This is a genomic window from Pseudomonas sp. MWU16-30317, assembly GCF_020515695.1.
Classification (GTDB): Bacteria; Pseudomonadota; Gammaproteobacteria; order Pseudomonadales; family Pseudomonadaceae; genus Aquipseudomonas.
The window spans coordinates 838,723-862,301 of record NZ_JAIWJA010000001.1; the positions used below are offsets into that span (position 1 = coordinate 838,723).

17 protein-coding genes and 1 pseudogene are annotated in these 23,579 nt (G+C 63.8%); 9 read left to right on the forward strand and 9 right to left on the reverse strand.

Features of this window, described 5'->3' with window-relative positions; genetic code table 11:
* Positions 1–94: 94 nt before the first annotated feature.
* From LIX93_RS03670 to LIX93_RS03685, 4 genes are all read left to right on the forward strand, one after another.
* The gene (locus LIX93_RS03670; RefSeq protein WP_226502645.1) at positions 95–1,147 is read left to right on the forward strand and encodes a 2,5-dihydroxypyridine 5,6-dioxygenase; all 1,053 of its coding nucleotides are present in this window, start codon (positions 95–97) and stop codon (positions 1,145–1,147) included.
* A gap of 102 nt (positions 1,148–1,249) precedes the next feature.
* The gene (locus LIX93_RS03675; protein WP_226502646.1) at positions 1,250–1,690 is read left to right on the forward strand and encodes a MarR family winged helix-turn-helix transcriptional regulator; all 441 of its coding nucleotides are present in this window, start codon (positions 1,250–1,252) and stop codon (positions 1,688–1,690) included.
* A gap of 98 nt (positions 1,691–1,788) precedes the next feature.
* A complete protein-coding gene (locus tag LIX93_RS03680; RefSeq protein WP_226502647.1) occupies positions 1,789–2,298 on the forward strand; it encodes a (2Fe-2S)-binding protein in 510 nt (169 codons plus the stop codon).
* Positions 2,291–5,854 (forward strand): molybdopterin cofactor-binding domain-containing protein, encoded by a 3,564-nt coding sequence (locus LIX93_RS03685; RefSeq protein ID WP_226502648.1) that lies wholly within the window; start codon positions 2,291–2,293, stop codon positions 5,852–5,854. The genes LIX93_RS03680 and LIX93_RS03685 overlap by 8 nt, the downstream gene beginning before the upstream one ends.
* Positions 5,855–5,860: 6 nt before the next feature.
* Here LIX93_RS03685 and LIX93_RS03690 read toward each other — a convergent pair whose 3' ends face one another.
* The 9 genes and pseudogenes from LIX93_RS03690 to LIX93_RS03730 all read right to left on the reverse strand — a co-directional run bounded on the left by LIX93_RS03690 (position 5,861) and on the right by LIX93_RS03730 (position 15,044).
* Complete coding sequence (locus LIX93_RS03690; protein ID WP_226502649.1) at positions 5,861–6,502, reverse strand: TetR/AcrR family transcriptional regulator; 642 nt, start codon at positions 6,500–6,502, stop codon at positions 5,861–5,863.
* A gap of 55 nt (positions 6,503–6,557) precedes the next feature.
* Positions 6,558–6,881, reverse strand: a pseudogene (locus LIX93_RS03695) (substrate-binding domain-containing protein); the annotation flags it as partial.
* A 10-nt stretch (positions 6,882–6,891) separates the two neighbouring features.
* Positions 6,892–8,703, reverse strand: coding sequence for a sigma-54-dependent Fis family transcriptional regulator (locus tag LIX93_RS03700; RefSeq protein WP_226502650.1), 1,812 nt, complete (start codon positions 8,701–8,703; stop codon positions 6,892–6,894).
* Between the two features lie 106 nt (positions 8,704–8,809).
* Positions 8,810–9,700, reverse strand: a complete 891-nt coding sequence (locus LIX93_RS03705) for a transporter (protein ID WP_226502651.1) — start codon at positions 9,698–9,700, stop codon at positions 8,810–8,812.
* Positions 9,701–9,779: 79 nt separating this feature from the next.
* Positions 9,780–10,904: an NAD(P)-dependent alcohol dehydrogenase gene (locus LIX93_RS03710; RefSeq protein ID WP_226502652.1), complete on the reverse strand. Its 1,125-nt coding sequence runs from the start codon at positions 10,902–10,904 to the stop codon at positions 9,780–9,782.
* 18 nt (positions 10,905–10,922) lie between these two features.
* A complete protein-coding gene (locus tag LIX93_RS03715) occupies positions 10,923–12,401 on the reverse strand; it encodes a benzaldehyde dehydrogenase (protein ID WP_226502653.1) in 1,479 nt (492 codons plus the stop codon).
* A gap of 464 nt (positions 12,402–12,865) precedes the next feature.
* Complete coding sequence (locus LIX93_RS03720; RefSeq protein ID WP_226502654.1) at positions 12,866–13,285, reverse strand: type II toxin-antitoxin system YhaV family toxin; 420 nt, start codon at positions 13,283–13,285, stop codon at positions 12,866–12,868.
* Positions 13,285–13,602, reverse strand: a complete 318-nt coding sequence (locus LIX93_RS03725) for a type II toxin-antitoxin system PrlF family antitoxin (protein WP_226502655.1) — start codon at positions 13,600–13,602, stop codon at positions 13,285–13,287. Before LIX93_RS03725 ends, LIX93_RS03720 begins: the two co-directional genes overlap by 1 nt.
* 527 nt (positions 13,603–14,129) lie before the next feature.
* Complete coding sequence (locus LIX93_RS03730; RefSeq protein ID WP_226502656.1) at positions 14,130–15,044, reverse strand: LysR family transcriptional regulator; 915 nt, start codon at positions 15,042–15,044, stop codon at positions 14,130–14,132.
* A gap of 211 nt (positions 15,045–15,255) precedes the next feature.
* Between LIX93_RS03730 and LIX93_RS03735 the strand changes: the two genes are divergently transcribed.
* From LIX93_RS03735 to LIX93_RS03755, 5 genes are all read left to right on the forward strand, one after another.
* The gene (locus LIX93_RS03735) at positions 15,256–16,278 is read left to right on the forward strand and encodes a zinc-dependent alcohol dehydrogenase family protein (protein ID WP_226502657.1); all 1,023 of its coding nucleotides are present in this window, start codon (positions 15,256–15,258) and stop codon (positions 16,276–16,278) included.
* Positions 16,279–16,552: 274 nt separating this feature from the next.
* Positions 16,553–18,010, forward strand: a complete 1,458-nt coding sequence (locus LIX93_RS03740; RefSeq protein WP_226502658.1) for a hypothetical protein — start codon at positions 16,553–16,555, stop codon at positions 18,008–18,010.
* On the forward strand, positions 18,007–19,425 hold the full coding sequence (locus LIX93_RS03745; protein ID WP_226502659.1) for a PLP-dependent aminotransferase family protein: 1,419 nt from the start codon (positions 18,007–18,009) through the stop codon (positions 19,423–19,425). The genes LIX93_RS03740 and LIX93_RS03745 overlap by 4 nt, the downstream gene beginning before the upstream one ends.
* A 91-nt stretch (positions 19,426–19,516) precedes the next feature.
* Positions 19,517–21,247, forward strand: coding sequence for a VRR-NUC domain-containing protein (locus LIX93_RS03750; RefSeq protein WP_346015211.1), 1,731 nt, complete (start codon positions 19,517–19,519; stop codon positions 21,245–21,247).
* Positions 21,244–23,511, forward strand: a complete 2,268-nt coding sequence (locus tag LIX93_RS03755; RefSeq protein ID WP_226502660.1) for an ATP-dependent DNA helicase — start codon at positions 21,244–21,246, stop codon at positions 23,509–23,511. The genes LIX93_RS03750 and LIX93_RS03755 overlap by 4 nt, the downstream gene beginning before the upstream one ends.
* The last annotated feature ends 68 nt before the right edge of the window (positions 23,512–23,579 follow it).

Genomic DNA, 23,579 nt, shown 5'->3' on the forward strand with positions numbered 1-23,579 from the left:
ATTAAGTAGCGTATACATTATAAATATGCACCATCACGAAGCGCGCCGCGCCATCGCGGTGCATATTTAACCCACCGGCTCAGGAGAAAATGCAATGGCTGTCAGCGACGCTGAACTGACCCAGATGTTCGAACATGTGCTCACGCTGTCGAAAGTGGACGCCACCCAAAGCGTGGCCATCCTCAAGGCCCACTACTCCAACCCGCGCACCGTGCGTGCGGCGATGGAGGCCGCGCAGCGGCTGGGCGCCAAGGTGTATGCCGTGGAGTTGCCGGCCTTCAATGCCCCGGTGGCCATGGGCAACGACATGACCGCCTACTGCGGCGACACCGCGCTCACCGGCAACCTCGCGGCCCAGCGCGCGCTGGAAGCCGCTGACCTGATCGTCGACACCATGATGCTGCTGCATTCCCCCGAACAGGAGCAGATCCTCAAGACCGGCACGCGCATCCTGCTGGCCGTCGAGCCCCCGGAAGTGCTGGCCCGCATGCTGCCGAGCGAGGCCGACAAGGCACGGGTGATGGCCGCCGAAGCCGTGCTCAAGCAGGCCCGTACGATGACCGTGCGTTCCCGCGCCGGCAGCGATTTCCGTGCGGCGCTAGGCCAGTACCCGGCGGTCACCGAGTATGGCTATGTTGATCAACCTGGGCGCTGGGACCATTGGCCCAGCGGCTTTCTGTTCACCTGGCCGAACGAGGAAACCGCCGCAGGCACTCTGGTGCTGGACGTGGGGGATATCCTGCTGCCGTTCAAGACCTACTGCCGCGAGCGCATCACCCTGGAGATCGAAAAAGGCTTCATCACCCGCATTCACGGCGGCTTCGAGGCGGAGTACCTGCGCGAATACATGAAGTACTTCAACGATCCCGAGGTGTACGGCATCTCCCATATCGGCTGGGGCCTGCAGCCGCGCGCGCAATGGACCGCCATGGGGCTGCACGACAAGAACGACGGCATGTGCATGGACGCCCGTGCGTTCTACGGCAACTTCCTGTTCTCCACCGGCCCTAACACCGAGGTGGGCGGCAAACGCAAGACGCCGTGCCACATGGATATTCCGCTGCGTCACTGCGACATCTACCTGGACGATCAGGCCGTGGTATTGGCCGGTGATGTCGTCGCCCCGGCGGCTTCTATCGCCAAGTGACCGCGTACTGCTGGCGCCCGTGATGCTAGGTCCGGGCGCGCGGTGGGGGTGGGCTTTGAGTTATCGTATGTGTTTTCCAGCTGCTGCGGACCTGTCCTGCCCATGAGTTCCACCGATCCTTCCTATGCCTTCACCGAACAGGTGGGGCACTTGCTGCGCAAGGCTTATCAGCGCCATATGGCGATCTTCCAGCAGAACGTCGGCGAGTCGCAGCTCACCGCAGTGCAATTCATCACCCTCTGCGCCGTGCGCGACCATGGCCCCAGCTCGCTCACCGAACTGGTGGCGCTGACTGCCGTCGACCAGGCCACCATCCGCGGCATCGTCGAGCGTCTCAAGGCGCGCGAACTGGTGGCGCTGGGGCATGACGCCCAGGATCGGCGCAAGGTCATCGTGCACCTGGCCGAGGCCGGTCGCGTGGCTGTGGAGCAGACCGTGCCGTGCGCCCAGCAGATCAGCGAGCTGACCCTGAGCAACCTCAACCCCGGGGAGCGAGTGGCGATGCTGTTCCTGCTGCGCAAGATGATCGACGACCCTGCCTGATTCACCGCACCTGGCGCGAGTCTTTGAGCGTCAGTTGGCCGCTTGGCACCGTTCTTGCCTTTTGATGTAGTAAGTACTACACGAAAATAGAGAGCGGCATGAACACACCTCTTGCGCCTACCGCGTCGACTCGCATCAGTTGCACCGTCAACGGCCAACCGGTGACGTGCAGCGCCATGGCCGACACGCCCTTGCTGCTGGTGCTGCGCAACGATCTGCACCTTAACGGCCCCAAGTTCGGCTGCGGCCTGGGCGAATGCGGGGCGTGCACGGTGATCGTCGACGGCAAAGCCACGCGTGCCTGCGTGATGCCCTGGAGTGGGGTGGCGAATCGTAACGTCACCACCCTCGAAGGCTTGGGCGACCGCCATCGCCCGCACCCGGTACAGCAAGCCTTCATCGACGCCCAGGCGGCGCAGTGCGGCTATTGTCTGAATGGCATGATCATGACCGCCAAGGCCTTGCTCGACCGCAACCCCGACCCCAGCGAAGCGCAGATTCGCCGCGCGCTGTCGGCCAACCTGTGCCGTTGCGGCACGCACCTCGAAATCCTCGCTGCGGTGCGTAGCGCCGCCCAGCTTTATCGTGAGAGCCGTCGCAATGACTGACCGTGCCGTTCCGACCCAGGCCGAACTGCTGGCGCGCGAAGGCGTGTTGCTCGTGGTCGACCAGATCCAGCCGCCGCCCGGACTGGTGCCCAAGGGCAAGACGCCCATTCTCAAACCTAAAGAGCTGGGGCTGTTCATCGCCCTGTGCGATACCGGCGAGTACTACGCCTTCAACGGCCATGTGGACCTGGGCACCGGCATCCAGACCTCCCTGGGGCAGATCGTCGCCGAAGAACTCGACCTGCGCATGGACCAGTTGCGTGTGGTGCTGGGCGATACCGCCCGGGCGCCGAACCAGGGCGCAACCATCGCCAGTGCCACCTTGCAGATCTCCGCCGTGCCGCTGCGCAACGCCGCCGCCGAAGCGCGCCGCTGGTTGCTGGCGGCAGCGGCCGAGCGTTTGGGCAGTGACGACCTGCGCATCGAAGCCGGCGTGGTGCATAGTCGCGATGGCCGGGCGCTGAGTTTCGCCGAGTTGATCCAGGGCCAGCGCATCGAGCTGACCCTCAGCGGCGACGCACCGTTGAAGTCTTTGGCCGATTACAAACTGGTAGGGCAAAGCTCGGCGCGGGTCGATATCCCCGCCAAGGCCACCGGCGAGCTGACCTTCGTGCACGACATGCGCGTGCCGGACATGCTCCACGGCCGCGTGGTGCGCCCACCCTATGACGGCTACGACACCGGGGTGTTCGTCGGCACCAGCCTGATCGCTGTCGATGAAAGCTCAATCGCCCATCTTCCCGGCATTGTCCGCGTAGTGGTGATCGGCGACTTTATCGGCGTGGTGGCCGAGCGCGAGGAGCAGGCGATCAAAGCCGCACGTGAGCTCAAGGTGCAATGGAAGCCTTGGCAGCAACATCTGCCCAACCTCGACAATATTGAACAAGCACTGCGCGACAACCCGTCGATCGAGCGGGTCGTGCACGACACCGGCGGCGTCGATGCCGCGTTGGCCAGCGTCGCGACTCGCCTGACTCGCCGTTACCTGTGGCCTTACCAACTGCACGGTTCCATCGGCCCGGCCTGCGCGGTGGCCGACTACCAGCCCCAGGCGATCCGCATCTGGTCCGGTACCCAGAATCCCCACGCGTTGCGCGCCGACTTGGGCTGGCTGCTGGAGGTCGATGAAACCGGCATCGAGATCATCCGCATGGAGGCGTCCGGCTGCTACGGGCGCAACTGTGCCGATGATGTATGCGCCGACGCGGTGCTGCTGTCCCGCGCGGTCGGCAAGCCGGTGCGCGTGCAACTGACCCGCGAGCAGGAGCACGCTTGGGAGCCCAAGGGCACCGCGCAGTTGATGGACGTCGACGGCGGTATCGACGCTGCCGGCGACCTGGCCGTCTACGACTTCCGCACCCGCTACCCATCCAACGGCGCGCCGACCCTGGCACTGCTGCTGACCGGCCGCGTCGAGCCGGTGCCGGTGGCCTACGAGATGGGCGACCGCACTGCGGTGCCCCATTACAGCTACCCGGAGCTACGAGTCAGCATCGAGGACATGGCGCCGATCGTGCGCGCCTCTTGGTTGCGTGGCGTATCGGCGCTGCCCAACGTCTTCGCCCACGAATCCTATATCGACGAGCTGGCCCACGAGGCGGGCGTTGACCCGGTGGAATACCGCCTGCGCTATCTGCCTGACGAGCGTGCCGCCGAACTGGTGCGCGCCACCGCCGAGCGCGCGCAATGGACGCCACACACCCAGCCCGGTCAGACCCCTGGCGAAGACGGTGTGTTGCGTGGCCGCGGCTTCGCCTACGCGCGATACATCCACAGTAAATTCCCCGGCTTTGGTGCTGCCTGGGCCGCCTGGGTGGCCGACGTGGCCATCGACAAGCAAACCGGCGACATCGCTGTGACTCGCGTGGTGGTCGGCCATGACGCCGGCATGATGGTCAACCCGGCCGGGGTGCAGCACCAGATTCACGGCAACGTGATGCAGTCCACCAGCCGTGTGCTCAAGGAGCAGGTGACGTTCGAGGAATCGCGGGTGGTCAGCAAGGAGTGGGGCGGCTATCCGATCCTGACCTTTCCCGAGGTGCCGCAAGTCGATGTGATGATGATGCAGCGCCAGCATGAACCGCCGCTGGGGGCAGGGGAGTCGGCCTCGGTGCCCAGCGCTGCGGCGATCGCCAACGCGGTATTCGATGCCACCGGCATCCGTTTTCGCGAGCTGCCGATCACTGCCGAGCGGGTGCTGGCGGCGCTCAAGGCTGCCGAGCCCCAGGACCCGGTCGGGCTGCCTTACGCTGCGCCAGTCAAAAGCAGGAAGCGCAAATGGCTGTTCGGCGGCCTGGCAGGGCTGTTCGGCACTGCCCTGGGCCTGGGTATCAGTGCCATGCCCTGGCGCGCGGAAATCGCCGCCGTGACGCCGCCACCGGCCGGCACCTGGAGCGCGGCGACGCTGGAACGCGGCCGGCAACTGGCCGCCGCCGGCGACTGCGCCGTATGCCACACCGCCCACGGTGGAGTGACCAACGCGGGCGGGCTGGCCATGGATACGCCGTTCGGGACGCTGTACAGCAGCAACATCACGCCTGATGCACAGACGGGCATCGGCAACTGGTCGTTCGCCGCGTTCGACCGGGCCATGCGCCAAGGCATCAGCCGTGACGGGCGACACCTCTACCCGGCATTTCCCTACACCGCCTTTCGCAACATCAAGGAAGCAGACATGCAGGCACTTTATGCCTACCTGATGTCACAACCCGCAGTGCCCAGTACGCCGCCGACCAACCAGATGCGCTTTCCGTTCAATGTGCGGGCGCTGATGGCGGGCTGGAATACGCTGTTCCTCAAGCAGGGCGAATATCAGGACGATCCGGCACGCAGCGCGCAGTGGAACCGTGGCAATTATCTGGTAAACGGCCTGGGCCACTGCGCCGCCTGCCACTCGCCGCGCAACCTGATGGGCGCGGAGCAGGGCGGGGCGAAGTTCTTGTCCGGGGCGATGGTCGACGGTTGGGAAGCGCCCGCCCTGACCGGTTTGTCCAAGGCGCCCACGCCCTGGACCGAAGACCAGTTGTTCAGCTACATGCGCACCGGCTTCAGCACCGAACACGGCGTTGCGGCAGGGCCGATGGGACCGGTGGTCAGCGAGCTGTCGACCTTGCCCGACGATGACCTGCGGGCGATCGCCCATTACCTCGGCAGCCTCGAGGGTGAGCCGGTGGCCCAAGCGCAAAAGACGGTCGCCAGCCTGCCCGTCACGGCGAACCTGGCCAATGGGCGGCGGGTGTTCGAAGGCGCCTGCGCCGGTTGCCACAGTGCCCTGGACGGCGGCCCCGAGTTGTTCGGCGTGAGCCCATCGATGGCGGCGAATACCAACGTGCACAGCGACCGTCCCGACAATCTGATCAAGGTCATTCTTCACGGTATCGGCAACCCGGCCGTCAGCGAACTGGGTTATATGCCGGCGTTCAAGGACAGCCTCTCCGATACTCAGGTCAGCGACCTGGTGGCCTATCTGCGCAGCACCTTTGCGGCCGACAAGGCCCCTTGGCCACCGCTGGGCAAGCAAGTGGCCTGGCTGCGCGTCAATCCAGGCAGCCACTGAATCCTGTCAGCCTGCCGCCAGCCCGCGCAGTACCTGGTCGCGAGCGTAATCCAGCCAGTGCTCGCGCGCGCCCTTGCTGTTCAGATCGGTGCCCAGGAAGGCGCCCAAGGTATGCAGGTTGGAGTTATAGAAGTAGCACAGTGAGGAAATCATCAGGTAGGTGTGGATCACATCCACATCCATGCGAAACAGTCCCTGCGCCTGCCCCGCCTGGATGATTGGCGCGAGGGTATCCAGCGCCGCGCCCGACAGCGCCAACAGATGGGGCGACTTGCGCGAGTGCTTGCCTTTGTGCAGGTTTTCGCTATTCAGGATGCTGATGAATTCGGGGTGGCGCCCGTAGTAGTCCCAGACGAAACCCACCAGTTGCTCAAGGGCAGCGACCGGCTGGGCGAGGTCGAAGCGCTGGCGGCTCTCGGCTTCGTTGAAGCCCGCGTAGATGCCCTCCAGGACACGGATGAACAACTGCTCCTTGCTCTTGAAGTAGTAATAGATCATGCGGTCGTTGGACTTGGCCAGCCGCGAGATCTTTTCGATGCGTCCGCCCGAATAGCCGTCCTGGCTGAACACCTTAGTGGCGGCCTTGAGGATGCGTGCGCGGGTTTCTTCGGCTTGTTGGCTGCGCAGCCCGGAATTGGGAGTGGCCATGGAGGTCCTGTGGCTGAAAGAAAGTGCAGCGCCAATCATACGCCATGCTGCCCTGCTATCGACCGGCGCCATCTGGTGCGCAGGCACTTGCACGAATCCTCAGCGTGAGTGGCAGCTGTACGTGGCGTTCGGCCAACGGCTTGTTTTCGATCAGGGCGACCAGCCTGTGTACGGCGTGGCGGCCAAAGTCTTCGGCCGGTTGCTCTACGGTCGTCAACGGCGGATCACAGTAGGTGGCCATGGAGAACTCGTCGAAGCCTGCCACGGATACATCCGTGGGCACTCGCAGCCGTGCTTGCTTGATTCGCATCAGCGCACCGATGGCCATCTCGTCGTTTTTACAAAACAGCGCCGTGGGGCGGTGGGGCGGCGACTTCAGCTGAGCTGAGTCACCGCCCCAGCTTCTTGTAAAGCGTGGTACGGGAAATCCCCAATTGCGCGGCCGCGGCGGAGATGTTGCCGCCATTGGCTACAAGCGCGTTTTCTACGGTGCGCCGCAGCGTCGCCTCGAGGTCGCCGTCAGGCGCCGCCATGGGCAGTTGTTGGAGCTCCATGGGCAAGTGCTCGAGGCGAATCATGGCCTCGTCCTGGGCCAGTGCCGACGCCAGGCGCAGGATCTGTTCCAGCTGCCGCACATTGCCGGGCCAGTTCTGCCGGCGCAGCGCTTGCAGGGCGAGGCTGTTCAGCGGTGGGCCGGCGTGGCGCAGCCGCAGGCGCTCAATCAGGATGTCGAGGTCTTCACGCTCGCGCAGGGGCGGCAACGACACGCTCAGCCCGTTGAGACGGTAGTACAGGTCTTCGCGAAACTGCCGCGCGGCCATGCGCCGGGGCAGATCGCAGTGCGTCGCGCTGATCACCCGTACATCCAGTGGCCGGCGCTGGCTGCTACCCAGCCGAGTGATTTCCCGTTCCTGCAAAACCCGCAACAGGCGCGTCTGCAGGGCCGCCGGCATGTCGCCGATCTCGTCCAGCAGCAAGGTACCGCCATGGGCCGCTTCCAGCTGGCCGCTGGCGCCACCCTTGCGCGCGCCGGTGAAGGTGCCTTCGGCATAGCCGAACAGCTCGGCCTCGATCAGGCTTTCGGGAATCGCCGAACAGTTGATCGCCACGAACGGCGCTTGTGGATTCCAGTGCTCGTGCAGGGCGCGGGCGAACACTTCCTTGCCGGTGCCGGTCTCGCCTTGCAACAGAATCGGCACGCCGGCGGCGAAGGCTTTGTGAGCCTGCTGCAATTGGCGGTTGAGCCCGGTATCAGAGCCCAGCGGCGACGCTGGCTGGTTCAGGCACGTGTTGCGGCTGACTACCGGGCGATGCTGTTCCAGCACCCGCGCGAACAGCCGCGAGCCGTCGTTGAGGGTCAATTGCTGGGGCGCGCGGTGCAGATCGATGGCGGTGCTGGCTTCGAACAGCTGGTCGAGGTGGCGGCCATCCGGCTGATACTGCGCCAGGCCCAGCAGCCGCTGCGCCGCGCGGTTGGCGTTGCGGATGCGGCCGGCGTGGTCGATGGCCAGCAGCCCTTGCAGCGGCGTGCCGAGCAGGCGCGGGTCGTGCTGCAGAGAGAGGATGCGACAGTCGCCCAGCCCGACGAACAGGCGGTTCTCGGCGGCCATGGCGGCGTGGCTGAGTTGCTCCAGCACAGCGCCCGCCTGGCGCTCACCCACGCCGGTGATGTCCAGCGCACCAATGATTTCCCCGCCCAGGCCGCGCACCGGCACGCTCACGCAGAACACATGCTCCAGCTCGCTGAGGTAGTGCTGGTTGCCGATCACCACCATCGGCACGCCCTCGGCCAAGGTGCAGGCCGGGGCAGTGGTGCCGATGTCGGCTTCCTGGATGCGTCGACCGATCTGTAATGGCAGCAGCGGCCCATCCAGTTGCTGCGATTGCCGCGCATGGACGATCACGCCCTGTGGGTTTACGCAGAATAGCGTCCATGAGGAACCACCGATCTGCTGCCACAAACGGTCGATTTCCGGGCGCACGCAATCGGCCAGGCGCAGGTCGGCGGCGTCGAGAATCTGCAGTTGGTCGTCACGCTCGGCCTGCCAGGTGTTCCACGGCAGCAGGCCGCTGGCCCGCGAGCGAGCCCAGGATTGGGCGATGGGTTCCGGCAACAGCCCAAGGGGCAAGGAGGCGCCTTCGATAAAGCGATGGCGCGCGTGGCTCAGCCGTTGCTGGTCCACCATTGCAAGGGCATCCATGGAGATACCTCTAATCATTATTGGGGGTAAAGTACAGGGCCCGTGGCGGCACAGGCACCGGCCACGGCCCTTTCTCAGATATACCTTCCCCCCGCCAGCGTCAAGTTCAAAACACCAACAGCGCGCGCAGATTGATGCCGGCATCTTCCTGGAAACCGCCGACGGCGCGCACGTCGTGGGTCAGCTGCGCGCTCAGCTGCACCCGCTGGCCGACCATCTGCTGGAATTCCAGGCGCACTTGCTGCACTTCGGTCTTCTGGCCGGTGTAGTCGCCGTCGAGGTACTGCTTGCCGCCGGTGCTGGCGCTGTAGCCCAAGGCCACGCGCTGGGTAGGGTTGAAGTCGTAGCGCAGGTTGCCCTGGAGCTGATAGGTGGGATCCTGCTTGAGGGTCTGGCGGCCGCTGCCAGCGTCGTCGTTGTGGCCGTAGACCACGGCGTCGCCGTACAGCTCCATGGAAAAACGGCCCCACAGCGGTTCGACCCAGCCGAGTTGCAGGTCGCCCTTGAAGCGGTTTTCGCCCAGATTAACGGCATCGTGGCGGTCGTAGCTGCCCCACGGCAGGTACAGCAGCGGGGTGATGCCGAAGTAGCGGCCGCTGACCCCGGCGCTGGGCTGGTTGACCAGCCAGAAAGTGGCGCCGACGATCGGGTCGGCCATGCCGCTGGCGCTGCCTAGCGATTGCCCGCCGATGCGCGCGTCGTAGACGTGACCGAAGGGCAACAGGATCTGCGGGTCGACGGTGATGCCGCCGATGTCCATGAAGTGGATCAGCCGCAGTATGCTGATGTTGGATTTGAGGCTGGTTTGCCGGGTGCTGTCGGCGCCGCCGTCGGCGTTGAAGCGGTCTGAGTGGCTGTATTGCTGGTACCAGGCGGCGATGTTGGTGCCGGCGGGCAGGGCGGTGTAGTCGCCCGCGTTGACGTCGACGGCCATGGCTTTGGTCGAACCGAGGGCGAGCGCCAGCGCGCCCAGGCGTGAGCGGGAATTGATGTGCATGGAAGGTCCTTTATTATTGTTGTGTGCGCCGGTGGTTGTCGGCACAGGGCCCGGGGCGGCAGGCGCCCCGGGCGTGATCTTATTGGCCGATACGGATGATGGGTTTGAGGGTCACGCCCTTTTCGCTGTCGGCGGCGGCCTGGTTGATCTCGTCGAAGTTGTAGAACTTCACCAGGCGGTCGAACGGGAAGCGGCCTTGCAGGTACAGGTTGACCAGCTCGGGGATGAACTTCTGAGGCACGCTGTCACCTTCGACGATGCCGCGGATGGTCTTGCCGCCCAGCAGCAGGTCGTTGACGTCGAACTCGGCGGTGGTGCCCAGCGCGGGTGCGCCGACCACACCCAGAGCGCCACGGCTACCGAGGGCGTCCACGGCTTGGCGCAACACGGCCGGGCGGCCGGTGGACTCAAGGGCGAAGTTGACGCCCCCGCCGGTGATTTCGCGGATGGCCGCCACCGGGTCAGTGTCCTGACTATTGATCACGTGGGTGGCGCCTAGCTCGCTGGCCAGGGCCAGGCGGGAGGGCACCACGTCGACGGCGATGATGGTCGTGGCCCCTGCCACCCGTGCGGCGAGTACCGCGCTCAAGCCCACGGCGCCACCGCCGAAGGCGGCGAAGCTGCTGCCCGGGGTGATTTTCAGCGAGTTGATCACCGCCCCGGCGCCAGTCTGGATGCCACAGCCCAGCGGCCCGAGCAGTTCCAACGGCGCCTCGCGGCTGACCTTGACCGCATTGTTCTCGCGGCTCAAGGCCAAGGTCGCGAAAGACGACTGGGCGAAGAAGTGGTCGTTGAGCCGTTGCCCGGCGTCGTCTTGCAAGGCGCTTTCGCCCTGCGGGTCGCCACCACTGAAGTTGCGCCCGAAGAACTCCTGGCAATAGGCGGTATGGCCGCCGCCGCATGACAGGCAGTGGCCGCAGTAGCCGTACGTCAGCACCACGTGGTCGCCCACCTGCAGGCCCTGCACCAGTGGGCCCACGGCTTCGACGATGCCCGAGCCCTCATGGCCGAGCACCGCTGGCAGCGGCACGGGGTAGTACTGGTCGCGCACGATCATGTCGGTGTGGCACATGCCGGTGGCAACGATGCGTACCAACACTTCATCGCCGCGCGGGTTGCGGATCTGTGCGGTTTCGAGGGCGAAGGGCGCGCCTTTGCCGCGGGTGACGGCGGCGGTAACGGGACGGTAGACGGTTGCGTTCATTGTTATTGTTCTCCTGGTTTAAAGCGGATAGGCCGGGGCGTCACCCTTGACGGTCAGCCACTGCCATTGCGTGAATTCTTCCCAGTTGGCCGGGCCGCCGATGCTGGTGCCGTTGCCAGAGGCGCCGACGCCGCCGAACGGGTTGATGACCTCGTCGTTGACGGTCTGGTCGTTGATATGCAGCAGACCCACGCGCAGCTGCTCGCCGAGCTTCAGGGCGCGGCTGACGTTCTGCGACAGCACCGCAGCGGATAGGCCGTAGTCGGTATCGTTGGCCAGTTCGATGGCCTGGGCGTCGGTGTCGAAGGGGATGACCACGGCCACCGGGCCGAAGATTTCTTCATGGAAGGCCGGGTTATCGCGGGTCACGCCGCTGAGCACGGTAGGCTTGAAGAACAGGCCTTCATAGGTGCCGCCGGCGTCCAGGCTGGCGCCGGCATCGACGGCGGCCTTGACCACCTTGGCGGCATGGTCGCGCTGCGCGGCGTTGATCAACGGCCCCAGGTGCACTTGGCTGCTGGCAGGATCGCCAACCGTGAGGCTGTCGGCCTTGGCTACCAGTTTTTCAAGGAACCGGTCGTAGATGCCGCGTTGCACCAGCAAGCGGCCGGTGGACATGCAGATCTGCCCCTGGTGCAAGTACACGCCCCACGTGGCGTTGGCCAGCGCCAGGTCTAGGTCGGCGTCGTCCAGCACGATCAGTGAGTTTTTGCCGCCCAGCTCCAGGGACACTTTCTTCAAGTGTTTTCCAGCGGCTTCGCCAACCTTGCGCCCCGCGCCGGTGGAGCCAGTGAACTGGATCATGGCGATGTTGCGGTCGCTGGTCAGTGCTGCGCCGGCGTCAGCGCCGCCAGGGAGTACGTGCAGCACGCCCTTGGGCAAGCCGGCCAACTCGAACAGGCGGGCAATCACCAGGCCGCCGCACACTGCGGTGCGCGGGTCCGGCTTGAGTACCACAGCGTTGCCGGTCGCCAGGGCCGGGGCGACCGCGCGCATGGCCAGGTACAGCGGAAAGTTGAAGGGCGAGATCACCCCGATCACCCCCAGCGGCCGGCGCCGCGCCAGGCTCAGGCGGCCAGCGCTGGAGGGCAGCACTTCGCCCTGGCTGCGTGACGGCAGGGCAGCGCTTTCGTGCAGGGCCTTGATGGTGATGTTTGTTTCAAAGGCGGCCTTGGCCTGAGTCGAGCCGCTTTCGCGGACCAGCCAGCCGACGATGCTATCGAAGTGGCTCTCGGCCAGTTGCGCGGCCTTGCGAAACAGCGCTGAGCGCTCATCGTAAGGCAGCTGGTACCAGCCACGTTGAGCGTCGGCGGCCTGCTGGGCGCTGCTGGCAATCTGCGCCGCGTCGGCATTGGCGATTTCGCCCAGGGCATTGCCGGTGGCCGGTTCGACCACCGCGCTGGATGCAGCGTTGCCGGGTTGCCAGGAACCGGTGAACAGGCGCTGGTGCCACAGGGCGTTCGGAAGAAATTCGGCAGTTGAGGCAGGGGTGCTCATTGTGGGTGTCCCTCTTGTTTTGACGTATGCGCAAAGCCGAGTTGGCGTTGCGGCGCTGTCTTGGCATAGCAGAGGGCGTGCCATTTTGCCGCAGGCGCGGACGGGCAGGGGTTGTAGCGGGTGTTAGCGGCTCAGGCCTTGGCGTCCATGTCCAGATACTGGACATGGACGCCAGGATGAGTGTTCAGTTTCTGGACGTTGGCTATCACTACATAATTCCACCCGGGGCAGGTTGGCCCTTCCAGTGGATCTACTCGCGGACATTGACTGATTCGTAATGGTCGAGAACCCTTCTATATGGCTCCGGATGGCTCTCAGTGTATGCCCGAACTGGGGTAGGGAGGTGGAACGCCCAGACGTTCTCCCTTGGTGACCTGGAAACCACAGATGGTTATGCGCAGCCCAGTTCTTGTTCGGCGCTGCTAACGCAGAGTGCCGGTGCGGTTTCGACATGTGTCAGGTACTCAGGCGCAGCTCGCGGGCGGTAGAATACGAGCGCCCGCGTGCTCAGGTACCACGGCGTAGGGATCGGATTTGCTGCCTGCGGACCGTAGGGTATTCTCGTCGTTGACCCATGCATAGACGATGATCTTGGACCTTGAGTCGTAGCGAAAGAACAGCCGAAAGCGCCTGCCGATTTTTGCGCGGCGCCAATGTCTGTAGGCGGTGCCCAGCGTGTTGCCTTGGCGGAACTCATCACGGCCTGGGTCGGCAGGCACAGCCTCCATTATCAGATGGCTCAGTGCCCGAAACAGCTTGACGTTGGCGTTGCTCTCAAAACCTTGCGGATCGTTCTGCTCGGCTCGATCGGCGGCTTCTTGCAATTTGCGTAGCTGTAAAGTCACACCTTCATGGAACAACAGTCTCCACCCATTTCGCAGCATCAGATCGCGACCTCACCATCGATATCTTCGTCCAGGTTTACGCAGTGGTTTGCGTTGGCGAGCATGGTTTGCGCCAAGTCTTCCGGCAGAGTGGCGAGGTTGCGGCCGCCTCGGATATCAGCCTCCAGCAAACCCAGGAACGCACCGATGGCAGGGTCTTCGTGGATGGTTTCTACGCGGCTGACCACGATTTCACCTCCGCGTACGTCGAATGCAATCTTGCCACCAGTATCAATGCCCAGTAGCTGGCGAACGGATTTGGGCAGTGTGACCTGCCCCTTCGAAGTCAATGTGGCAATTTCGTGGATGGCAGGCATGGGTGTTCTCCGGGATATGCTGAGTGAGTAGTAAGGAATAATCCTTACATGGTCAATTTCGATTTTACCCTAATCAAGCATAAGCAGGGTGAAGGCTCAGAAGCGTGTCACGATAAGTTACCGCGGGACACGATCCGAACCCGCTCATAAACTGCAGACGAGGGGCCGTATCGCTCAGGCATATCTTGCCAAACCGCGCATGAACTCTGTTCCCACCCGTTGCGGAGCAGGACCATGCGGCTACTCTGATAGCACTTTTGAAAACGCTTGGGCTGGAAGCAGGGAAGCGAGTGACGTTCAGAACCCTCCGGATCGCAAATGATAGGGAGCCTCGCTGTGAACATTGCTGATCTCATTGACAACGGGTGAATTTTCGATGAAGGAGACTGTTGGACCTTAGGCTGGGGGCATCCTTTTCAAACCATCCCAAGATGTGCCCCCAATTTAGCAAACCACTGGAAGTGAGTGGAGCTCCATGGTTTGTGGAAAGGCAGAAATGATCAGCTAAACAGCCTGCCCAACGACACCTAAAGACTCTCAGGGTCGCCAAAAAACATCTGCAACCGAGACCGCAACCACCGCTCACCGGGATCATTGTCCTGCGACCCCCTCCACGCCATGTGCATCTCGAAGCTCTGAATCTCCAGCGGCAACTCCTCCGCGCGCAGGCCACCGACGGCGGTCAGTGCATCGGCGGTATAGTCGGGGACGATGGCGATGATGTCGGTGCCCGCTAGCAGCGTGCCCAGCCCGTTGAACTGCGGCACGGCCAGCACCACATGGCGCTTGCGGTCGATCTTCTCCAAGGCTGTATCGATAAAGCCGCTGAGGTCGCCGGCATAGGAGACCAGCGCGTGGGGCCGGCTGCAGAAGTCGTCCAGGCTCATGCTCCCTGGCATGCTGTCGGCGCGCAGCAACATCGGCCGTGCCCGGCGCAGCACTTTGCGCTTGGCGTTGGCGGGCAGGTCGTTGGTGTAGGCGACGCCGATGGATATCTCGCCGGAGGCCAGCAGGGCCGGCATCAGAATATAGTTGGTGCGGCGCACCACCAGGACGATCCCCGGTGCCTCGCCGCGCAGACGCTTGAGCAACTGGGGCAACAGCGAGAACTCGACATCGTCCGACAGCCCGATGCGGAATACTGCAGTGCTGGTGGCCGGGTCGAATTCGGAGGCACGGCTCACTGCCGTGGAGATCGAGTCCAGGGCGGGGGACAACAGCGCGAAGATTTCCGTGGCGCGTGCCGACGGCTCCATGCTGCGCCCGGTGCGCACGAACAGCGGATCATCGAACAGGCTGCGCAGGCGCGACAACGCTGCGCTGATGGCCGGTTGACCGAGAAACAGCTTTTCCGCGGCGCGGGTCACGCTACGTTCGTGCATCAGGGTTTCAAAGACGATGAGCAGGTTAAGATCGACGCGACGCAGGTCGTTACGGTTCATCTTCAGTGCTTCTGTTCAGTGACGACGAGGGGGCGGGGTGAATCTTAAGGGCAAAGACTGGTAACCTGCACCGAGAAAATGAAAATTGTCGCCAGTTGATTGAATCGCCGATCAATCACAGGCATGTTGACTATTAATAGGCCGCCATAGCCTTAGCGGGAAAGCCCGGATAAAGTTCATGGCATTAGAGGTCACTTTGACGAGGTTTGCGATGTCCCGCACGATCCGTTTTCACAAGTTCGGTCCGGCAGATGTGCTCAAGTGCGAAGAGCACGCAGCCGCTTTGCCTGCGCCTGGTGAAGTGCAGGTTCGTGTCGAAGCTATCGGCATCAGCTGGTACGACATTCTGTGGCGCCAGAACCTGGCGTCATCCCACGCTCGTCTGCCTGCTGGCCTGGGTCATGAAATGGCCGGCGTGGTCGTGGCAGTAGGCGAGGGCGTCGAAGTGCTGGCGGTCGGCGACAAGGTCGCCAGCTTCCCGGCCGAGAGTCCCAATCAATATCCGGTCTACGGTGAGGTCATCGTGCTGCCGGTGACCGCCCTGACCCGTTATCCCGAATTGCTCACTCCGGTTCAGGCCAGCGTGCATTACACGCCGCTGCTGATCGCTTACTTCGCCTATCGCGACCTGGCGCGCACCAAGCCCGGTCAGGTCGCGCTGGTTACCGATGCCAGTCATTGCGCCGGCCCGGCCTTCGTGCAACTGGGCAAGGCGCTCGGTGTGCGGGTGGTCGCGGCGACCAAATCAGCGGAGCAGCGCGACTACCTGCTGGCGCTGGGGGCGGAAAAGGTCATCGTCACCGAGGAACAGGACCTGGTCATGCAGATCAGCAAGTTCACCGATGGCCGTGGTGTCGATATGGTCTTCGACGGCCTGGGTGGCCCGCAGATGTCATTGATGGGCGATGTGCTTGCGCCCCGTGGCAGCCTGATCCTGTACGGCCTGCAAGGCGGCAATCAGACGCCGTTCCCGGCGTGCGCGGCGTTCCAGAAGAATATTCAGTTCTATGTGCATTGCATCAGCAATTTCACCGGCAAGCCGGAGCTGGGCATCGTTCAGGATCACGAGGCCTTGCAGCGTGCGTTGGCGGACATCAACCAGATGACCGCCGATCGCATCCTGCTGCCCCAGGAGATTCGCGTCTATCCCTTCGGCCAGTTCGTGGAAGCCCACCGCTACATGGACGAGTGCCCGTGCGGCGCCCGCGTGGCCCTGGAAGTGGAACCCGCTTGAGCCAAGCCCTGTAGCGAGGGGGCTTGCCGTCGATCAACTGTGTCAGCAAGGTGATGGTGCTGACACGCTTTGTCGGGGGCAGGCCCCCTCGCTCCATCTGTACATCCCCGCTTACGTTTGCTTGATCGCGGTGTAGGAAAATTCCGGTAATCTGCACTGGTTTTCCGCGCTGATCTGTATCTTTCAATACATTCCCATGCCCCGATAATACTTCCTGCCATTTGCCTCCCCGCCGGAGTGGAGCGTTGCCCGACGGTTTTGACAGGGATCGATCTTGAGCGAGCTGCATCAACAAGCCATCAACTACGTCTATCTGCAGGTGTTACAGAAACTGCAGTGCCACTATTCCCATCGCCAGCGCCTGGCGCTAGAGCAGCTCATACCGCGCATCATTCTGGCGGCGGGTGGCCCGGGCCGGTTGGGGGAGTACCGGATCATGGTCGCCCATAATGGCGGTCGCGAGAGTGCTCAGGCCGTCGCCTTTCTGCGCGCTGCGCAGTTAAGCCTGACGGTACGCTGTGGGCAGACCTTCCTTCTGCGAATCGTGACCTGTCGCCAGGAAACCCTCACCGAGCCCACTGCGGGTAATGTACGGCGCCTCTACGCTGCCTTGTTCGTCGAGGACGACCCACGGGTAGAGACTCTGCTGGCCGACGATCATCAGGTATCGCCCTTCGACCTGCCGGAAGTTGGCATGGAGCCATTATCCGCCGTCCGGCGCATGAACTTGTTGATGGCAGGGCAGATCACCGGGGGCGATGTCCGCGCGACCTTCTGCCATCTCGATCACCAGCGCTACGCCAATGCCTTGCAGCGCGGCCTGCACTGGGGCGGCGCGGTGAATGCGCTGGTCCGGCTCGAGTCACCGCGCCAACGCCATCAGTATCAACTCTGGTCCCGCCAAGTCGCGCGCCGTGCTCAATCGCTGGCTCAACAGCGCGAAGTCGATGACCCTTTGCTCCAATCGTTCTGCGCGTTGCGTGCGGGGCTCGGGCAGGGCGCTCGTCCGCCACGGACCGTCAAGTCGTTGGCCTTGGACGATCTTATGGACGAGATTCTCGACACACCTTGCATGCCATTGCTCGAGTTCCTCGGCTTTCGGCTGACGGATCTGGGCGCGGTGATCGGCCAGGCCGATCTTGCTCATCCATTGCTGCTGGCGCATATCGCAGGGCTGCGATCCGAAGCCCTGACACTGCTCGACTACCGCGACGGCATCGAACACTACCTGAACCTCTCAAGCCCTTTGTTGCGTCAGCGCAAGTTGCCCCAGGAGTTGCTTCGTGCAGCGTTGGCCGGTTATGCCACCAAAGCAACCCTCACCGCCCACCGCAAACGGGCCAATGCGCTGCTCACTACACGCTATGGCCTAGGTGAAAAGCAGCTGGTGTGCATGCTGTTCGCGCCTTTTGTCGATCAGGGCGCCGGACTTGCGCGCTATCTGCGCCATTGCCATCACAGCATGCCGCGGGCGCTGCCCTATATGCATAGCGCACTGGCTGGCGAGACGGTGCCCATGCCCGTCCAACAATGGTTGACCGAGAGCAGCGGGTTGCCATTGAAACGATTGCGGGAGCTGTACAGGATGGCGCGGGTGCACGTCGACGACGACCAGGGATTGTTGGCGAATTCGCCGCACTGGCCGCTCAACAGCCGTGGCGTGCGGGGCCTGCATCCGGTGACCGGTTTGCCCGCCCTGAGCCCGGCCAGCCGACGCGAGCGTGAATCATGACCAGGGCAGCGGCCCGCGGCTATGCCTATCAAACCGTGTACGCCTATCTGGCGAGCCTGATTGCCGAAGCCACCGGCGAGCACAAGATCCGCCTGCCGTCATTGCGCGACCTGGCCAGCCGCCTGGACGTCTCCGTATCGACCGTACAGCATGCCTACCAGCTACTTGAAAGCGAGGGGCGGATCATGTCCGTGGCCAAGTCCGGCTATTATGCTGTCGCCTCCCCAGCGGGCCCGCCGCTCGCTGCACTGGCCACGCCCACCGCCGAACCCGATCTGCTGCAAAGCCTCTACCACCATGCCTGTACCCCGGGCATGTGGGCACTGCACCGCAGCGACCCCTGGCCTGGCGACGCCTTTGGCCAGGCCCTGACCACACGGGAGCGGGAGATCCGGCGCCAGCACCGCAGCCCCGACAGCCATCCACTAGGCGAGCCGGCGCTGCGACGCGAACTGGCGGCGCGCTATACCCAGGCTACCCATCACCGCTGGTGTGCCGATGATGTCTATCTAGCGGCCGATCTGCGCGCCACCCTCGATATCACCCTGGCCGCGCTGGATATCAGTGGCCGCACGGTGATGATCACGACCCCGGCGTCCCCCGTATTACTGATGGCACTCGACGCTGCGGGGCTGGATGTCTGCGAGTTGCCCCTGGATATGGGCGGCGACCTGGATCTCGAGCGGGCCGCACACTACTTGCGCGAGCGTGCGGTGGCGCTGGTGATCCTCAGTTCCACGCTCAATGGCCCACAAGGCGCACTCGTGCCTGACACCACTCGACAGGCGTTGGCAAAACTGCTCGATCACCACGGCACCTGGGTGCTTGAGGACGATGATCATGGCGAGTTGTGTTTTTCCCATGAGACTCCCTTGCGAGATTGGGTAGCTCCGGAGCGTTTGCTCGTGTGTGGCTCGTTCGCACGGACCATCGGCACCGAAGCGCGCTATGGCTACCTGCTGGTTCCACCGGAGGCGCGCTCGCCGATGACTGCATCGGTGCGTCAGCGCTTGTTGCAACGTGACTTCCATCTGCCTCCAGTACGCCAGAAGGCCATCGCGCGCCTTTACCAGCGCAGGGCCATCGATGGCCAACTGCGTTCCCTGCGCAACGGCCTGAAACTCAATGTTGGTCGGCTGGTGCAGCAACTCGATGACAGCCTGGGCGATCTGCTCTGCGTGCCGATGCCTGCGGGTGGCAGCGGGGTGTGGGTGAGTAGCCGCCACGCCATCGATGTGCGACAGGTGTACGACCACCTGCTGAGACGACACATCCTCATCGCCCCAGGGCCGGTGTTCAGCAGCCAGGGCCATCATTCTCAATGCCTGCGCATCGCCTGTCCGGTCAACGGACGGGGGCTGCCGGGGCGGGTGATCGCCGAGTTGCGCAAGGCGTTGCAGTCTGGCCGTCGCTGATCGAGGCGATCCATTGGTCGCCAGACATTGTCATCGGCAGGGACTGTATGTATAAACAGGCCATGTTTTTTCCGTTGAAATATCTCGTCTCGTGACCATTCCTGCCAACTCCCTCGAAGACCCATTCTACTACCTGAGCAATTTTCGCCAGGTACTGGCCTGGTTGCGCGAGCGCTACAGCGATGTGCTTTGCAACGAAGAACTGGCGTTCGTCGATGGCTTCGCCGTGCTCGACAAGGCCGCCCAGGCGCTGCTGGTGCGGATGATCATGCGCAAAGGCCCCTTGTATCGCGCGAGCAAACTGGTCTATGCCGAAATCGGTCCTACCGAACTTGCCGTGGCCCCGTTACTGCAGCGCGGCTGGGTCGACGATCAGCACCCCATCAGCCTGGGGCAGTTGTTCGATCTGCTGGGCAAGGCCGAACTCTATCAGCGCTTTCGTCACCACGGCCTGCTCTCGGGGGCACGCAAGGCGCAATGGCTCGAACAGCTGTGCGAGCACTACCTCGATGAGCAGCCCTTCGCCCATTGGTGGCCGGAGCTGGACGACGCAGTCTACGCGCTGCAGATCCGCGGGCTGTGTGAGCGCATGCGCTTGCTGTTTTTCGGCAATCTTTATCAGGACTGGTCGGAGTTCGTGCTGGCCGACCTGGGGATCTACCGTTACGAACAAGTACCCCTGAACGCGGAATCACGCAGCCTGCATCACGCGACCCATATCGACCAGTACATGGTCTTGCACGAGGCCCGCCAGGCGTTGGAAGCAGGGCTTGAGCGCGAGCCCTTGGTAGCTGGGGTGCTGAGCCTTGAACTCGACAACCCGTGGCTGCGCAGTCGACGCGACAAACTGCTGTTCCAGATGGGGTATCTGTATGAGCGCGAAGGGCTGCTGGATCAGGCGCTGGTGATCTATCAGGCCAGCACTTTCGCCGAAAGCCGCGCGCGGCAGGTACGCGTACTCGAACGCATGGGCCGCTTGGAGCAAGCTGTGGAATTGGCGCAAAGCGCCCTGCAATCGCCGCAAAATGCATTGGAGGCTGCGCCCAACGCTGCCGAGCGTCAGCAATTGCAACGCATGCTGCCACGCCTGCGCCGAGGCCTGGGGTTACCCGCGCAACCCAAGCGCAAGGCCGCGCCGCCGCAACGTCTCGATCTGTGCCTGCTGCGTGATGGGCCAGCGCGCAGCGTCGAGGCCTGGGTCCAGGCGCATCTGCAGGAGGAGGGCGGCCTGGTGTTCTATGTCGAGAACACCCTGTTCACGTCATTGTTCGGATTGCTGTGCTGGCCTGCGATCTTCGCGCCATTGCCCGGAGCGTTCTTTCACCCATTCCAGAGCGGGCCCACTGATTTGCACCAGGCCGACTTCCACGCGCGCCGGGCGGCGCTGTTCGAGGCCTGCCTCATGGAGCTGGAGGATGGCCGCTACCCGGCGACGATCCGCCAGCGCTACCGCGATAAATTCGGCCTGCAGTCGCCCTTCGTATACTGGAGCATGCTGGACGAAGCCTTGCTCGATCTGGCCCTCAAGTGCCTGCCCGCTGCGCACCTGTCGCACTGTTTCCGGCGCATGCTCGAAGACCTCAAGGCCAACTGCGCCGGCATGCCTGACCTCATCCAGTTCTGGCCCGAGCGCCGCAGCTACCGGATGATCGAGGTCAAGGGGCCGGGCGATCGGCTGCAGGACAACCAGGTGCGCTGGCTGGCCTTCTGCGCCGAACATCGCATGCCCGTGGAGGTCTGCTATGTGACTTGGCAATCCAGCGCCGATGACACATTGATCGACACCGCGATCGCAGCCATGGCGCAGCAGGCCGATGCGTGAGCTACCGTATTTCGGTTCGCGCGCTGTGCGAATTCACCGCCAAGGTCGGTGACCTCGACTTGCGCTTCACCCCTTCGCCGACGGCGCTGGAAGGCATCCAGGGGCATCTGCGTGTGACTGCCGGGCGCCCGGCCAGCTACGAACGGGAAGTCAGCCTCAGCCTCGATTTCGAAGACCTGCAGGTGCGTGGGCGCGCTGACGGTTATGACGCCAGCACCCATTGCCTGGAAGAGATCAAGACTCACCGCGGCGACCTGAGCCGCCAGCCCGACAACCACCGGCAATTGCACTGGGCCCAGGCGCGCCTTTACGGCTGGATGCTATGCGAACAGCGCCAGCTGGCGCAGATCGAGTTGGCCCTGGTTTATCTGGATGTCGACAGCGATCGCCAGACCCGCTTCGAACAGACCTGGCAGGCGGAGGATCTGCGCGAGTATTTCGAGCGCTTGTGCCGGCAGTTCCTCGGCTGGGCACGGCAGGAGATGCTGCGCACGGCACTGCGCAATACCGGCCTGCAAGCGCTGGCGTTCCCCCATGGCAGCTTTCGCAGCGGCCAGCGGCAGTTGGCCGAAACCGTCTACAAGGCGGTCAGCACCGGGCGCTGCCTGATGGCGCAAGCCACCACGGGCATCGGCAAGACCCTGGGCACGCTGTTCCCGATGCTCAAGGCCATGGTCCCGCAGCAACTGGACAAGATTTTTTTCCTTACCGCCAAGACCCCAGGCCGGCAGCTGGCACTCGATGCCCTGCGTCAAGTGCACAGCGCACAACCGGACTTGCCCTTGCGAGTGCTCGAACTGGTGGCCCGCGACAAGGCGTGCGAACACCCCGACAAGGCCTGTCATGGCGATGCCTGCCCCTTGGCCAAGGGCTTTTATGACCGACTGCCGGCGGCCAGAGCCGAGGCTGCCAAGGCGCCGCTGCTCGACCGCGCCCACCTGCGCGACATCGCCCTGAGCCATGACGTGTGCCCTTATTACCTGTCCCAGGAAATGGCGCGCTGGGTCGACGTGGTAGTGGGCGATTACAACTATTACTTCGACCAGAGCGCCTTGTTGTTCGGCCTGGCCCAGGAACATCAATGGCGCCTGGCGGTGCTGGTGGACGAAGCCCATAACCTGGTCGAGCGCGGGCGTCAGATGTACAGCGCCAGCCTCGACCAGCGCACGCTGCAGACACTGCGCAAGCAGGCCCCGGCGGTGCTGAAGACGGTGCTGCAGCGGGTTAATCGCGAGTGGAACGCGCTGCACAGGGACCAGATCGCGGTGTATCAGGCCTATGACACGCCGCCGACCCTGCTGTTACTGGCGTTGCAGCGTTGCGTCGCCAAGATCGGCGACCTGCTCAACGAACAGCCCGAAGGCCTGGCCCCCGAACTGATGGACTTTTACTTCACGGCGCTGCAGTTCACCAAGGTGGCCGAGTTGTTCGACGATGGCTATGTCTTCGATATCAGCCTGCAGCAGGGCCCCAGGCAGAGCAGCCATTCGCGCCTGTGCCTGCGCAACGCGGTGCCCGCGCGCCTGCTAGGCCCGCGGCTGGCGGCAGCACGCAGTTGCGTGCTGTTCTCGGCCACCCTGAGCCCGCGGCACTACTTCGCCGATCTGCTGGGCATGCCGGCCGACTATGCCTGGCTCGACGTGCAATCGCCGTTTGCCGCCGAGCAGTTGGAGGTCCAGTTGGCGGCGCATATCTCCACGCGCTACAGCCATCGCCAGGCTTCCCTGGTACCGATTGCCGAGCTGATCGCCCGGCAGTTCTCCCAGCGGCCCGGCAACTATCTGGCGTTTTTCAGCAGCTTCGACTATCTGCAACAGGTCGCGGCATTGGTCGCCGAACGCTATCCACAGCTGGCGCTGTGGTTGCAGGAACGGCAAATGGACGAGGCGCGGCGCGGGGCTTTTATCGAGCGCTTCCAGGCTGGCGGCCAGGGCATCGGCTTTGCCGTACTGGGCGGGGCCTTTGGCGAGGGTATCGATCTGCCTGGCAGTCGCCTGATTGGCGCCTTTGTTGCGACCTTGGGGCTGGCGCAAGTCAACCCGGTCAACGAACAACTCAAGCAGCGCCTGCAACTGCGCTTTGGCGCGGGTTACGACTACACCTATCTGTATCCCGGCCTGCAAAAGGTCGTGCAGGCCGCCGGGCGGGTGATCCGCGGCGTGCACGACCAAGGCGTGGTCGTGCTGATCGACGATCGTTTCGCCGAGGCCAAGGTGCAGGCGTTGCTGCCCAACTGGTGGCCCGCGCCCATCGCTTGCGCCTGACAGGCCGAAGTAACCGGCGCAATCCGCAGGCGCGATGCAACTGTTAGCGTCCACGGCAATCATAAAGG

Bases quoted from the DNA above. Each gene is read 5' to 3' on its own strand.
- LIX93_RS03670 (WP_226502645.1), top strand. From the start codon at position 95: ATGGCTGTCAGCGACGCTGAACTGACCCAGATGTTCGAACATGTGCTC.
- LIX93_RS03675 (WP_226502646.1), top strand. From the start codon at position 1,250: ATGAGTTCCACCGATCCTTCCTATGCCTTCACCGAACAGGTGGGGCAC.
- LIX93_RS03680 (WP_226502647.1), top strand. From the start codon at position 1,789: ATGAACACACCTCTTGCGCCTACCGCGTCGACTCGCATCAGTTGCACC.
- LIX93_RS03685 (WP_226502648.1), top strand. From the start codon at position 2,291: ATGACTGACCGTGCCGTTCCGACCCAGGCCGAACTGCTGGCGCGCGAA.
- LIX93_RS03690 (WP_226502649.1), bottom strand. From the start codon at position 6,502: ATGGCCACTCCCAATTCCGGGCTGCGCAGCCAACAAGCCGAAGAAACC.
- LIX93_RS03700 (WP_226502650.1), bottom strand. From the start codon at position 8,703: ATGGATGCCCTTGCAATGGTGGACCAGCAACGGCTGAGCCACGCGCGC.
- LIX93_RS03705 (WP_226502651.1), bottom strand. From the start codon at position 9,700: ATGCACATCAATTCCCGCTCACGCCTGGGCGCGCTGGCGCTCGCCCTC.
- LIX93_RS03710 (WP_226502652.1), bottom strand. From the start codon at position 10,904: ATGAACGCAACCGTCTACCGTCCCGTTACCGCCGCCGTCACCCGCGGC.
- LIX93_RS03715 (WP_226502653.1), bottom strand. From the start codon at position 12,401: ATGAGCACCCCTGCCTCAACTGCCGAATTTCTTCCGAACGCCCTGTGG.
- LIX93_RS03720 (WP_226502654.1), bottom strand. From the start codon at position 13,285: ATGCTGCGAAATGGGTGGAGACTGTTGTTCCATGAAGGTGTGACTTTA.
- LIX93_RS03725 (WP_226502655.1), bottom strand. From the start codon at position 13,602: ATGCCTGCCATCCACGAAATTGCCACATTGACTTCGAAGGGGCAGGTC.
- LIX93_RS03730 (WP_226502656.1), bottom strand. From the start codon at position 15,044: ATGAACCGTAACGACCTGCGTCGCGTCGATCTTAACCTGCTCATCGTC.
- LIX93_RS03735 (WP_226502657.1), top strand. From the start codon at position 15,256: ATGTCCCGCACGATCCGTTTTCACAAGTTCGGTCCGGCAGATGTGCTC.
- LIX93_RS03745 (WP_226502659.1), top strand. From the start codon at position 18,007: ATGACCAGGGCAGCGGCCCGCGGCTATGCCTATCAAACCGTGTACGCC.